Annotated in this window: 11 protein-coding genes; 1 reads left to right on the forward strand and 10 read right to left on the reverse strand. The window is 68.3% G+C overall.

Annotated features, from left to right (window positions below; translation table 11 throughout):
• Window positions 1-48 precede the first annotated feature (48 nt).
• On the forward strand, window positions 49-906 hold the full coding sequence (locus WKC72_RS12265) for an SDR family oxidoreductase (protein ID WP_370182749.1): 858 nt from the start codon (window positions 49-51) through the stop codon (window positions 904-906).
• Here WKC72_RS12265 and atzF read toward each other — a convergent pair.
• The 10 genes from atzF to urtB form a co-directional block, all read right to left on the reverse strand.
• Window positions 903-2,648: an allophanate hydrolase gene (gene atzF / locus WKC72_RS12270; RefSeq protein WP_370182751.1), complete on the reverse strand. Its 1,746-nt coding sequence runs from the start codon at window positions 2,646-2,648 to the stop codon at window positions 903-905. The genes WKC72_RS12265 and atzF overlap by 4 nt on opposite strands.
• Entirely contained in the window at window positions 2,648-6,298 is a 3,651-nt protein-coding gene (gene uca / locus WKC72_RS12275) for an urea carboxylase (RefSeq protein WP_370182753.1), read from the reverse strand. The genes atzF and uca overlap by 1 nt, the downstream gene beginning before the upstream one ends.
• Before the next feature lie 92 nt (window positions 6,299-6,390).
• On the reverse strand, window positions 6,391-7,830 hold the full coding sequence (locus WKC72_RS12280) for a short-chain fatty acid transporter (protein WP_370182755.1): 1,440 nt from the start codon (window positions 7,828-7,830) through the stop codon (window positions 6,391-6,393).
• 33 nt (window positions 7,831-7,863) lie between these two features.
• Complete coding sequence (locus WKC72_RS12285) at window positions 7,864-8,397, reverse strand: carboxymuconolactone decarboxylase family protein (protein ID WP_370182757.1); 534 nt, start codon at window positions 8,395-8,397, stop codon at window positions 7,864-7,866.
• Window positions 8,394-9,230, reverse strand: a complete 837-nt coding sequence (locus WKC72_RS12290; RefSeq protein ID WP_037237944.1) for an SDR family NAD(P)-dependent oxidoreductase — start codon at window positions 9,228-9,230, stop codon at window positions 8,394-8,396. The genes WKC72_RS12285 and WKC72_RS12290 overlap by 4 nt, the downstream gene beginning before the upstream one ends.
• A 99-nt stretch (window positions 9,231-9,329) precedes the next feature.
• Window positions 9,330-10,028, reverse strand: coding sequence for a GntR family transcriptional regulator (locus tag WKC72_RS12295; protein ID WP_005251830.1), 699 nt, complete (start codon window positions 10,026-10,028; stop codon window positions 9,330-9,332).
• On the reverse strand, window positions 10,028-10,741 hold the full coding sequence (urtE, locus tag WKC72_RS12300) for an urea ABC transporter ATP-binding subunit UrtE (protein ID WP_037237942.1): 714 nt from the start codon (window positions 10,739-10,741) through the stop codon (window positions 10,028-10,030). The genes WKC72_RS12295 and urtE overlap by 1 nt, the downstream gene beginning before the upstream one ends.
• The gene (gene urtD, locus WKC72_RS12305; protein WP_037237940.1) at window positions 10,728-11,573 is read right to left on the reverse strand and encodes an urea ABC transporter ATP-binding protein UrtD; all 846 of its coding nucleotides are present in this window, start codon (window positions 11,571-11,573) and stop codon (window positions 10,728-10,730) included. The genes urtE and urtD overlap by 14 nt, the downstream gene beginning before the upstream one ends.
• Window positions 11,570-12,688: an urea ABC transporter permease subunit UrtC gene (urtC, locus tag WKC72_RS12310; RefSeq protein ID WP_112301731.1), complete on the reverse strand. Its 1,119-nt coding sequence runs from the start codon at window positions 12,686-12,688 to the stop codon at window positions 11,570-11,572. The genes urtD and urtC overlap by 4 nt, the downstream gene beginning before the upstream one ends.
• Window positions 12,685-13,569 carry an urea ABC transporter permease subunit UrtB gene (gene urtB / locus WKC72_RS12315; RefSeq protein ID WP_005251836.1) on the reverse strand — a complete coding sequence of 295 codons (885 nt, stop codon included), beginning with the start codon at window positions 13,567-13,569 and terminating at the stop codon, window positions 12,685-12,687. The genes urtC and urtB overlap by 4 nt, the downstream gene beginning before the upstream one ends.
• Window positions 13,570-13,608 lie beyond the last annotated feature (39 nt).

Below are 13,608 nucleotides of genomic sequence, written 5' to 3' on the forward strand. Positions count from 1 at the left end.
AAGTGAGCTTGAACAGTCAACTCGCACCTCACGCGCTAGGAGTTCGTCATGACCATCGCCGTCACAGGAGCAACCGGACACCTCGGTCGACTCGTCGTCGAGGCACTTCTCGACCAGGGCACCCCCGCCGGCGACATCGTCGCCGTGGTCCGCACCCCGGCCAAGGCCGCCGACCTCGCCGCCAAGGGCGTCGAGATCAGGCAGGCGAACTACAGCGATCGCGCCGCACTCGAGACCGCCTTCGCCGGCGTCGACAAGCTGCTGCTCGTCTCCGGCAGCGAGGTCGGTCAGCGGATTGCCCAGCACGCCAACGTGATCGATGCCGCGAAGGCCGCTGACGTCGGCTTCGTCGCCTACACCAGCGTCCTCGACGCGCAGAACAGCCCGATCGGCTTGGCTGTGGAACACCGCGCCACGGAGGACCGGCTGACGCAGTCAGGAATCGACTTCGCGCTGCTCCGCAACGGCTGGTACTGGGAGAACTACCTCGGCAGCATTCCCGCTGCGGCCGAGACCGGTGCGCTGTTCGGCAGTGCCGGAACGGGTGTCGTCGCCGCCGCCGCCCGCAAGGACTATGCCGAGGCGGCCGCCGCGGTCCTGCTCGCCGACGGGCAGGCAGGCAGGGTGTACGAAGTGGGTGGCGACGAGCGCCTGACGTACGGCGAACTGGCGGAGGTCATCTCGTCCGTCCTCGGAAAGCCGGTCTCGTACAAGGACCTTCCGCAGGCCGAGTACGCCGCGGTTCTCGAGGGCGCCGGACTGCCCGCACCGATCGCGAGCATGCTCGCCGACTCCGATGCGGGAGTTGCCGTCGGCGCCCTCGACACCGAGAGCGGCGACCTGCAGAAGCTGATCGGCCGCAACTCGACCCCTGCCGCCACCGCCCTTGCCGTGAGTACTTATTAACCGCCCGCGGTTGACAAGTACTCACGGGCGTAAGCAACCCAACTGCCGAACTCGGTGATGTCCGTGGCCCCGTCGACCGCGTCGTGGGTGCAGCTGAAGCCCACCACGGCGCGGCCGTCGGACAACTCGACGCTCGTCAGCGCCATCGGGGCGGGCAGGGCGGCGAGGAAGTTGCCGAGCCCGGCGGGTGACACCCGGAACAGTTCCCCGACGATCGCCGCTCCCGCGCCGGGGCCGCGGCGGACGAGGCCGGGCTTGGGTGGCGTCGTGGCGAGTGCGGTGAGCCGGTAGGCGTCCGTGGTGGTGACGGTGTCGACGAATCGTGCGCCGATGTCCTCGAGCTGGAAATGCAGGGGCTGTCCGCGCAGGTGGGCCCCGAACACGGCGAGTTCGACGCCGTCCTCGACGAGGGTGGGCGCCGGTACGCCGACGAGCCGGGCCGCGAGGTCCACGGCCACCTGATCGGCGAACGCCGGCACCACGAACATGACACCGAACGGTGCGCCGGCGGCGGTCGGGGCGCCCGGGACCGCGACGGCCGCCATGTCGAGCAGGTTGCAGAAGTTCGTGTACGTGCCCATCCGCCGGTTGATGTCGATCGGATCGGCTTGCACGGCAGCGATGGTCGGGTGTTCGGTGGTGGTGGGCAGCAGGAGGCCGTCGAAACCGGCCAGCAGTTCCCGCGTCTGCGCCTTGACGCGGGTGAGCGTGTCGAGGTCGGCGGCGAACTCGTGGCCCGCCGGCTTCCTCGCCGACTCGACGATGGCGGTGACCACCGGATCGGCGCCTGCCGGTGCGGTGTCGAGGAACTTCCCGACAGCGGTGTACCGCTCGGCGACCACGGCGCCGTCGTACAGCAGCCGGGCGGCGTCGAGGAGCGGGGAGATGTCGACCGCCTCGACGTAGACACCTCGGTCCGTCAACGACGCCACCGTGGCGACGAAGGCCGCGCGGTACTCCGGTGCCAGCAGGGCGAGATTCCCTTCCGCGGGAATCGCGACCCTCGGCTGCGCGGGCGCCGCCAGGCGGACGTCGGACGGCCATGCGCGGCTCCGCGGGTCCGCACTCGCCAGGCCCGACATGATGCGGGCGGCGGTCACGGCGGTGTCGAGTTCGGTGGCGAAGACGGTGACGCAGTCGTAGTCGACGCAGGCGGGGACCACGCCGTCGGCGGGGATGACGCCGAGTGTCGCCTTGATGCCGACGAGACCGTTGAACGCGGCCGGAACTCGACCGGATCCCGCTGTGTCGGTGCCGATTCCGATGTCGGCGATGCCGAGGGCGACGGCCACGGCGGAACCCGAACTGGATCCGCCCGACACTCGTTCGGGATCCCACGAGCACCGGACGGCGCCGTACGGACTGCGTGTCCCGACCAGCCCGGTCGCGAACTGGTCGAGGTTCGTCTTCCCCAGCACGACGGCGCCCTGCTCGACCAGGCGGCGCACGGCGCTCGCGGTGACGTCGGGGAGGTAGGCGAACTCGGGGCACGCGGCCGACGTCGGCAGTCCCGCGACGTCGATGTTGTCCTTGACCGCCACGACCTTCCCGGCCAGGGGGAGGCGCTCGCCGGCATTGAGACGCGCCTGCACGGCAACGGCGTCCGCGTGCACGTCCTCGGCGGGCCGGAGGGTGATCCACACCTCCGGACGGTCCACCTCGGCGATCCGCCGGAAGGCGTCCTCGACACGGGCGGTGGGGGAGAGGGTGGTCTGTCCGCGGTTCACGGCATCGACAGTCATCAGTTTTCTGCTCCAATCACGACGAGAGGGGTGCCCGGTTCGACGATCGCGCCCGGTGACACGAGGACTTCGAGGACTGTTCCGGTTGTGGTGAACGCGACCGGCATCTCGAGTTTCATCGCCTCGAGTACCACGGCGTTCTGACCCGGTTCGATGCGTTGCCCGGCTTCGACTTCGACGCGCCACACGCTGCCGACCATGGGAGCCTCGACGACGACAGCCCCGGGCGGGAGGTCGACCCGTGCGGACGGTTCGGGTGCGGGAGCCTGTTCGATGCGGTCGAATTCGCCCGACGCGCGCCACGCTGACTTCTCCGCCTCGAACGCCGCGGACTGCCGGGAGTCGAATTCGGCGATGGATTCGGCGTTGTCCCGCAGGAACTTCAGGTGGTCGGCGAACGCGAACGTGCCGTCGGAGATCTCCGCGTCGAACCGCCCCGCGGCCGCCTGCTCGCGGTATTCGCGCAGCTGCTCCGGGGTGACGGGTTCCCACACGATGCGGTCGAAGAACCGGAACATCCACGGTGTGCCCTCCTCGAACGGGCGGTGCTGCCGGTAGCCCGACCAGATCGGGACGGTGCGGCCGATCAGCTGGTAGCCGCCCGGCGACTCCATGCCGTAGACGCACAGGTACTTGCCGCCGATCCCGACCGCGTCGGACGGCGTCCACGTGCGGGCCGGGTTGTACTTGGTGGTGATCAGCCGGTGCCGCGGGTCGAGGGGCACAGCCAGGGGTGCGCCGAGGTAGACGTCGCCGAGTCCGAGCACCAGGTATTCGGCGTCGAACACGGCGTCGCGGACGTCGTCGACGCTGTCCAAACCGTTGATGCGCCGGATGAACTCGGTGTTCGACGGCAGCCACGGCGCGTCGTCGCGGACACCGTTGCGGTACCGGTCGATGGCCTCGGCGATGGACGGGTCGTCGAACGACAGCGGCAACCGGACCGTGCGGCTCGGCACCACCAGGTCGTGTGTCGCGGGCAGCAGTTCCTCGATGTCCTGGAGGATGTCCAGCAACCGGCAGGCGGGAAGTTCGTCGGCGTCGAAGTGCAGGTGCAGGGAGCGCACACCCGGGGTGATGTCGATGATGCCCGGAACCCGGCGCCGGATCAGCGCTTCCGACAGCGCGTGGACGCGCATGCGGAGTCCGAGGTCGAGTTCCCGGTCGCCGTACTCGACGAGGATGTTGTCGTCGCCGCCGCGGAGGTACGCGACCTCCGGACGGTTCAGTACGGGCGCGATGCGGGACAGGACCCCGCCGTCGCTGTTGGCCGTTCGGGTTGCCGTGGGCGGAACATCCAGTCTGCGAGACGAATCCGACGATCGCAGCACGTGCGCGCCGTCGTCGGAGACGGCGACGAACCGCACTTCGTCGCCTGGCCGGATCTGCCCGAGTTTCCACCGGTGCGCCTTCACCACGGTGAGGGGGCACGCGAAGCCGCCGAGGCTCGGGCCGTCGGGGCCGAGCAGAATCGGGGTGTCGCCGGAGACGTTGAGCGCTCCGACGCTGTACGGGTTGTCGTGCAGGTTCGACGGGTGCAGCCCGGCGTCGCCGCCGTCGGTCCTCGACCAGACCGGCTTGGGGCCGTCGAGTCGGAGCCCGGTCCGGTTCGCGTGGGTCTGGACCTTCCAGGTGGTGTCGTAGAACTGCGCCATGTCGGAGTCGGTGAAGTAGGCGGGCGCCGGTTGCGGTCCCTCGGTGACGGCGAGATGCCACACGTGGGTGAACTCGGGACGCGAGTCCTCCGGGACGGGATGCGGTGCGCCGAGACCCGTGGTGTTCTCGAACAGCGAGTCGTCGAACAGTCCCAGCACGTCACCGGTGGTGACGGCCTTGCCGGTGATGCCGCCGAATCCGCCGAGCGTGAACGTGGACGCACTGCCGTGGTACAGCGGAGCGTCGATGCCGCCCCGGAACGCGACGTACGTCCGCAGGCCCGTGTCCGCCGGAGTGCCGACGTCGAGGACGGACCCGGCAGGCACTTCCACCGGTTCCCACAGGGCGAGAGGTTCGCCGTCGAGCGTGACCGGGGTGTCGGCGCCGCCGACGCAGATCACGGTGGCGTCCGAGAACACGAGACGCGGCCCCTGCAGGGTGCATTCGAGCCCCGGTGCGCCGACCGGATTGCCGACAGCGGTATTGACCAACTGGAACGACAGGTCGTCCATCGGGCCCGACGGGGGAATCCCGACCTCCCACAATCCGATTCGGCCGGGGTGGTCCTGCACGGTGGTCATCGTCCCGGCGCGGAGCACGTCGACGCGGCGACCGGTGGGCCGCAGATCGGCCAGCGACTGCGTGGTGTGCTCGGCACTCAGAACGGTGTCGGCGACGCAGATCCGCCGCAGCTGGGGCAGGTTGGTCTGGATCCCGTAGATGTGCGTGTCGGCGAGTGCCTCTGCGAGGGCGGCGAACGCCGCTGTGCGCCGGTGCCCGCGGGTGATCACCTTCGCCAGCATCGGGTCGTAGTAGGCGCTCACTTCGGTGCCCGTGTCGACCCACGTCTCGACCCGGGTGTGAGCTGGGAACTCCACGCCTGTGAGCCGTCCAGCGCTGGGACGGTAGTCGTGGCCGGGGTCCTCGGCGTAGATGCGCGCCTCGACGGCGGTTCCCCTGATCTCGGGTCCGGAGTCGGGCAGCCCGTCGAGCATGGAACCGTCCCCACGGGCGAGCCTCAGCATCCACTCGACGAGGTCCACCCCGGTGACCTCCTCGGTCACCGGGTGCTCGACCTGCAGTCGCGTGTTCATCTCGAGGAACGACGCCTCGCCGCGGTCCACGTCGTAGACGAACTCGACGGTGCCGGCGGACCGGTAGCTCACCGAGGACGCGAGACTGCGGGACGAGCTGAGCAGTTGTTCCACCACCTCGTCGGGGAGTCCGGGCGCCGGGGCCTCCTCGACCACTTTCTGATTGCGGCGCTGCAGTGAGCAGTCGCGGGTGCCGAGGCTCAGCGTGCGGCCGAGACCGTCGCCGAACACCTGCACCTCGATGTGCCGGGCACGGGCGACGAAGCGCTCCAGGAACACCCCGGACGAGGAGAAGTTGGCCTGGGCGAGTCGCTGGACGCGATCGTAGGCTTCGCGGAGTTCCGCGGCGTCGAAGCACGCCTGCATCCCGATGCCCCCGCCGCCACCGACCGCCTTGATCATCACCGGATAGCCGATGTCGGAGGCCGCGGACAGGGCGGCGTCGACGGAGTCGAGGAGCCCGCTGCCCGCGACGAGCGGGACGCCGACGGCGCGGGCTGCTTCGCGTGCCGTGTGCTTGTTCCCGAACGTGCGCAGCTGTTCGGGGGTGGGGCCGACGAACGCGATCCCGGCGGATTCGGCTGCCGCGGCGAACGCGTCGTTCTCCGAGAGGAAGCCGTATCCGGGATGAATCGCGCCCGCGCCCGTCGCCAAGGCGGCCTCCACGACGGCGTCGGCCCGCAGATACGACTCGTGGGCGGGAGCCGGGCCCAGCCGGACGGCGACGTCGGCCATCTCGACGTGCGCGGCAGCCGAATCGGCGTCCGAGTGGACCGCGACCGTCTTCAGTCCGAGGAGGTGTGCCGATCGCATGATGCGGCAGGCGATTTCGCCCCGGTTCGCGACGAGCAGAGTGTCGAAGGAGTACTCGATCGGCGGCGTATTCATCCCTGTGGACATGGTTGTATACGCTAAGGACGGGGTGTTTCACCGAGATTTCTCGAGGTAAAGCGTGGGTTAGTAAGACCTCTCACGGCCTGCGCGCGTCGGGGTCACGGTGAGGACGGCTGCACCGGGGGCACGAAGTCGAACGTCGTTCCGAGCAGCCATACCAGGAGCAGGACCACCGGCAGGTGGAACATGAACTGCAGGAACGTGAATCCCACCAGATCGCGCGCCTTGAGCCCCAGCACTGCGAGCAAGGGCAGCATGAAGAACGGGTTGATCAGGTTCGGCAGGGCCTCGGCGACGTTGTACACCTGGACCGTCCAGCCCAGGTTCATCCCGACATCGGTGGCCGACTGCATGACGTAGGGCGCCTCGACCAGCCATTTTCCGCCTCCGGACGGAACGAAGAGACCCAGCACGACCGTGTAGAGGGCGATGACGACGGTGAAGCCGCCGCCACTGCCGATGTTCGTGAAGAACTCGGCCAGATGCTCGGAGATGGTGAGGCCATTTCTGCCCTCGGCCTTCGTGAGGATCGCGGCCATCGCCGCGTACAGCGGAAACTGGACCAGGATGCCGGCCGTGGCCGGGACGGCCAGCGCGACGGCTTGCAGGAATTTGCGCGGCGTCCCGTGCAGCACCAGCCCCAGCATCAGGAAGACCAGCAGATAGGCGTTCAGGCTACTGACGACGGTGAGCACGGGTTCGGTCACCAGCTGGGAGATCAGCCATCCCAACGTCATCAGACCGGCCAGCGCCGGCAGGATCCGGCTGTATTCGAGCCACTCTCCCGGTCGCGATCGGGGTGCCACCTCCTTCGGCCGGTCGTCCAGGTCGACGTCCAGATCCTCGGCGGTGGTGACGGCCGCGCCTCTCGGCGCGGAGAAGTGGGCGATCACCACGGTCAGGGCGATGATGATCACGCACATCAGCAGCGACTGCCAGGTGAAGATGGTGGTCCCGAAGTCGAGGACGCCGGTGATCTCCAGCAGGGCCGGCGGCAGGGATGCGGCTGTGGCCTGGAGTTGCGCGGCGGACGAGGACATGCCGAGCGCCCACACGGCGCCCAGACCCATGAAGGCCGCAGCGCCGAGCGCGCGGTAGTCGACTCGCAGGTCGGATCGGCGGGCGATCGCCCGGGCGAGCAGCCCGCCGAACACCAGACTGAGCCCCCAGTTCAGGAAGGAGACCGACATGGACAGGAATGCGACGAAACTGACTGCGGTGCGCGCCGACTGAGGCACCAGGGCCAGGCGATCGATCAGCCGGGCGACCGGTGGGGACGTGGCGACGACGTATCCGGTCAGCACCACCATGGCCATCTGCAGGGTGAACGCCGTCAGATCCCAGAAACCGTCACCGAATGCGTCCACGACCGTCTGCGGCGACGAACCGTTGGCCAGTGCGGCCACCGAGACGACGAAGACGCCGACGAGCGCGAAGACGTAGGCGTCCGGAAACCATTTCTCCGTCCAGCCGGCCAGCGACTGCGCGACCCGCGCCAGCCCCTTCTCGGAACGGACTTCGTCGGTAGCGGATGTCATGCGGCCGTTCCTCTTCTCTACGCGATGCGGAACCTACGAATAGTCGCGTTCGATCCTCAGAGTCCCGATGGTGGTGGCCAGGGCGTCGTACTGGGTCACCAGAAAACAGAATTCGATCATCCGGCGGTCGTCGAAGTGGGTGCTCAGCGCCGACCATGCGGCATCGTCGAGGTTGTCGGTGGTGACGAGTTGGTCGACGGCGGTGAGGATGGCGCGGCGTCGCGCGTCCCAGCCCTCCGCGGCGGGACCTTCCAGCACCTGTTCGAGGTGCGCCGGGGTGACGCCCGCCCGCCGTCCGAGGCGCACGTGGTGGTCCATCTCGTAGCCGCACTTCCTCAGGTGTGCCACCCGGAGGATGATCAGCTCGGTCTCGTACCGGGAGATCTGCCCGCCCGGCATCATCTTGCCGGAGTACTGCAGCCACGCACGGAAGAGGCCCCTCGTGCGGCCCACCGTACTGAACAGATGTGCATCCGGCACACCGGCGACACGGGAGATGATTCGCCACAGCACCCAGTTGACGGGGCCGAGTTCCTTCAGACGTCCGGGTGGAATGCGTGCGGTCACGCCGCCCCCTCTCCTTCTACTCGTCCCCTCGCGGGAACGGCTGCGTGCGCGCGTAGTTCGATCGAACGGGTCATCTCCGTGGCCCGAAGTGCGAGCATACGCACAGAATCCGTCCCGGGTACCCGGGACGGCGCGTATATCCGATTCTTCCGCCCCGCGATTCCCCGTTCGAGTGCGTCGACCGCCACCGTGATCGAGGAGGTCCGGGCCAGTGCGCTGCCGCGGGGTGGGGGCACCGCGACGCCGTCGAAGTCGATCAGGGTCCGGTCCGTGTCGATCTCGCCGAGCCGGGCGATACCGACCCGGGTCCCCAGCGGCTTCATCTCTTCCCGCAGGGCCTCGCCGAGTTCCTCGGCGCCGCCTCGCGTCGCGCCGTGCACACCGCGCAGGGGGCTGAACGTCGTCGACGACGCCACGACGAGCGCGTACCCGTTGCGGTGTCCGATGTACGGTCCCGCGGCCCGCAGCGTGTGGTACGTCCCCATCACGTTCACCTCGATGGCGTACCGCATCACGTCCGGATCGCCCTCGACGATGCGTGCCGGCGGCGTCACGCCCGCGTTGGCGACGACGACGTCGAGGCCGCCGAGGCGGTCGGCGAGGTAGTCGACCGAGTCCTCGACCGCTCGGCGGTCGCGGATGTCGCATCGACGCCACGGCGCCCGGCCGCACGTGGTGGCCGTCTGTTCGAGAAGTTCGGGTTCGAGGCCGAGCAGCCCGACACGGGCGCCCCGCTCGTGAAGTCGTCTGGCGAGTCCGGCGCCGATACCCCGGGCTGCGCCGGTGATCAGGACGCGGCGTCCGACCAGATTCTCTTCGAGAGTGCGTGACATGAAGCGAGTTCCCAACCTGTGTTACCGAGCGGTAGCAAGACGCTAGCACCCGCTCGGTTCGTTGGTGGGAAAAATGTCCAACCGAGTTGGACAACTGTCTCAATCGCGGATCGCCCACGCCATCCGTGCGAGGGAAAGTGCCTGTTCAGCGCGCTCGATCACCACTTCTCGCGACTCACTGATGTGTGCGAGCAGCGTGTCGTACGCGGTATCCAGCTTGCCGTCGAGGGCGAACTCGGCCACCGAGATGTGCTCGTCGATGGTCGCGCTCATGCGGTCGGGGGTGAGGTAGTCGAACATCCGGACCGGCCGCACCTTCGCGTTCACGTTGACGAGCGCATCGGACAGCGCCCGGTTGCCCGCCGACCGCAACAGCACGGTGTGGAACTGCTCGTCGAGGGCCACGAACCCGGCGTCCGGCTCGGGGTTCTCCTTCCGCAACGCGTACCACCGGTCGAGCTCGGGGCCCAGAACGTCCGGGTCGTGCGACAGCGACTCGTCGGCGCGGACCCGGGCGATTCCCTGGAGCTCGAGCGTGATGCGCAGTTCGTACAGTCCGGCCAGCTCGTCGATGCGAGGGCGGTACGGAAACAAACCGCCCACATCGCGCTGGACGAGTCCGTCGGCGAGGAGCCGGGCCAGGGCCTCTCGCACCGGCGTCCGCGACACCCCGTAGGTGTCGGCGAGACGCTCCTCGCCCAGACGCTGTCCCGGCGGGATCCGGCCGCTCATCAGGTCGGTGCGCAGCGACAGATACACGTGATCGCTGAGGGAGCCGGCCGGTTCTCGGCGTGCCATCAGATGGCCATCGCCGCGCGGACGTCGGAGACCGCGATACGGACGTCGGAATCGGGTGCGGCGCCACCGGCGCCGGAGGAGGTGACCCGCCCCGACTCGAGGACATAATAGCTGTCGGCGGATTCGAGCGCGAACCCGATGTGCTGCTCCACCAACAGAACTCCCAGACCGCCGCGGCGGGTGAGTTCCATGATGGTGCGCTCGATCTCGGCCACGACGGACGGCTGAATGCCCTCCGTCGGTTCGTCGAGGATCAGCATCGTCGGTTCCGTGATCAGGGCCCGCGCGATGGCGAGTTGCTGACGTTGCCCGCCGGAGAGGAGACCGGCACGACGGTCGAGCAGGCCGCGCAAAGCCGGGAACAGATCCAGCACCTCGCCGACGAGTTCCTTTCCGCGCTTGCGGCCGTCGGCCACCACCTGAAGATTCTCCGCGGTGGTCAGCTGACCGAACGACTGCTGGCCCTGCGGCACGTAGGCGAGGCCACGCGCCACCCGGGCACTCGGCCGAAGCGCCGTGACGTCCTCGCCGTCGAACAGCACTCGCCCCGAGTTGACCTTGATCAGTCCGACCGCGGCCCGGAGAAGCGTGGTCTTGCCCGCGCCGTTGTGTCCCATCACCGCGGCCACACCGTCCGACGGGACCGTCAGCGAGACTCCGTGGATCACTTCGGTTCGGCCGTATCCGGCCCGGATGTCGTCAAGCTCGAGCATCGCTGTCCTCCTTCGAAACTTCGGGCTGCAACTCGGGTGCGGCGCCGGCCGCGGCGGTCCCGAGATACACCTCCTGCACACGCGGATCGGCCTGCACCTGCTCCACGGTTCCCTCGCTCAGCACCTTCCCGGCGTGCAGCACGGTCACCGACGTCGCGAACGCGCGCATGAAGTCCATGTCGTGCTCGACCACCACGACGGTCCGCTCACCGCCGATGCGGCGCAGCAGGTTTCCCGTCTCGTCGCGTTCGTCGTGGCTCATGCCTGCCACCGGTTCGTCGAGCAGCAGGACGGAGCAGTTCTGCACCAGCAGCATCCCGATCTCGAGCCACTGCTTCTGCCCGTGCGCGAGGATTCCCGCCGGGGTGTCGCGGAGTTTGCCGAGACCCGTGACGTCGAGCGCCTCCTCGATGGCGGGGAGCACCGTCTTGCGTCGGCGCAGCAGCGTGAGTGCCGAGCGGCCCGCGCCCGCCGCGATGTCGAGGTTCTGGAGAACCGTCAATTCCTCGAACACGCTCGCGGTCTGGAACGTGCGGCCCACGCCGAGCCGGGCGATGCGGTGCACCTTCTTGCCGACCAACTCGACACCGGATTTCGTGACCGAACCCGTCGCGGGGACGAGCCCGGTGATGGCGTCGACGAGAGTGGTCTTGCCGGCGCCGTTGGGGCCGATGAGGAACCGCAGGTCACCCTGCATCAGGGTGAGGTCGACGCCGTCGACCGCCTTGAAGCCGTCGAAGCTGACCCGAAGGTCCCGGACCTCGAGGTACTCGCTGGACATTCCGGCGTTGCCGCCGAGGACGGGCTCCTTGGCCGTGGCAGGAATCGTCATCGGGCCATCTCCATTCGTTCCGTCGCCTCGGTTTCGTCTTCCGGTCCGGGCGGGGCAGGTTCGTCGGCGGACGCCTTCCTCTTCCGCTTGAGTAGCGCGAACAGTCCCGCGACACCGGCCGGGAAGAAGCCGACGACGACGATGAACAGCAGGCCCTGCGCGTACGTCCAGCCGGACGGGAACGACTCCGAGAACGCGCTCTGCGCCCACGCCACCCCGATGGCGCCGAGGACCGGGCCGAGGAGTGTGGAACGTCCGCCGATGGCCACCCCGATCAGGAACGCGATCGACGGGACGATCCCGACGTCGGCGGGGGAGATGATGCCGACGATCGGCACGAACAGCGCGCCGGCGAGGCCCGCGAAGAACGCGGCCGTCACGTAGGCGACGAGTTTGATGTTCGCCGGGTCGTATCCGAGGAAGCGCACGCGCTCCTCCTGATCCCGGACGGCGACGAGCAGTTCGCCGTAACGGCTGTTCATCAGCTGCCGGGTGACGGCGACCACGGCCAGCAGCACGCCGGCGGCGATGAAGAACAACATCTGCTTGTTGGCCGGATCGTTCAGGTTGAAACCGAAGAACGTGCGGAACCGGTTGAGACCGTTGCTTCCTCCGGTGCTCTGCTGACCCACCAGCAGGATGGCGAACGCGGCGGCGAGCGCCTGGCTGAGGATCGCGAAGTAGGCGCCCTTGACGCGGCGCTTGAACACGCCGAGCCCGAGGACGAACGCCACCAGCGCCGGGATCAGCAGGATTCCCAGGATCGTCACGATCGGCGACGTGAACGGCACCCAGTAGCCCGGCAGTTCGCGGATGCCCGCGATCTGCATGAAGTCGGGCACGGTGTCGCCGCGGAGTTCGGCGTCGGCGATCTTCAGGTGCATCGCCATCATGTAGGCGCCCAGCCCGAAGAAGACACCCTGGCCGAGGGTGAGCATGCCGCCGCGGCCCCACGCCAGGCCGATACCGACCGCGACGATCGCGAAGCACAGGAACTTGCCGAGCAGACTCAGCCGGAAGTCGCTGAGAACCGCGGGGGCGACGACGAACAGAAGCAGTGCGGCCAGTGCGAATCCCGCCCACGCGCGGTAGCGGCCACTCGTCAGGATGCTCATACGAGACTCCTCGTCTTGACGGCGAACAGGCCCTGCGGCCGAACCTGGAGGAACACCACGATGACCACGAACACGATGACCTTGGCGATCGACGCCGTGGTCGAGTACTCGACGAACGAATTGAGGATGCCGAGGGCGAACGCGGCGATCACCGCGCCCTTCATCTGACCCAGGCCGCCGACCACGACCACCAGGAACGCGTCGATGAGGTAGCTCTGCCCGATGGTCGGGCTCGTCGAGCCGATCAGGGTGAGCGCCACACCCGCGACGCCCGCCAGGCCGGAACCGATGAAGAACGTCGTCACATCGGTTCGGCGACTGGAGATCCCGCTGGTCTCCGCGAGGTCGCGGTTCTGCACGACGGCGCGGATGCGACGTCCCATCGGGGACTTCTGCATTGCCAGCGACAATGCGACGACGGCCACGACGGCCAGCACCAGGATGAACAGGCGCGTCTTCGGCACCACCGCGCCCAGGATCTCCACACCGCCGGAGAGCCACTCCGGTGCGGCGACGTTGACTGCGGGCGCACCGAAGACGTCCCGCGCCAGCTGCTGCAGGATCAACCCCACACCGAACGTCACCAGCAGTGTGTCCAGCGGCCGGTGGTACATCCGCTTGACGAGGGTGACCTCGAGGAGGACACCCATCGCGCCACCGACCACGAAGCCGACGAGCAGAGAGATGAACAGAGAACCGGTGGCGCTCGACACCACCTGCTGCACCACGTATGCCGTGTACGAGCCGGCCATGATGAATTCGCCGTGGGCCATGTTGATGACGCCCATCTGGCCGAACGTCAACGACAGCCCCAGCGCTGCCAGCAACAGGATCGATCCGATACTCAACCCGGTGAACAGCTGCCCGATCACTACATCCATCGATGTATGTCCTCTCTCTTCCCTCGTGCTCGTCGGACC

This window comes from Rhodococcus wratislaviensis (assembly GCF_041228765.1).
Lineage (GTDB): Bacteria > Actinomycetota > Actinomycetes > Mycobacteriales > Mycobacteriaceae > Rhodococcus_F > Rhodococcus_F wratislaviensis.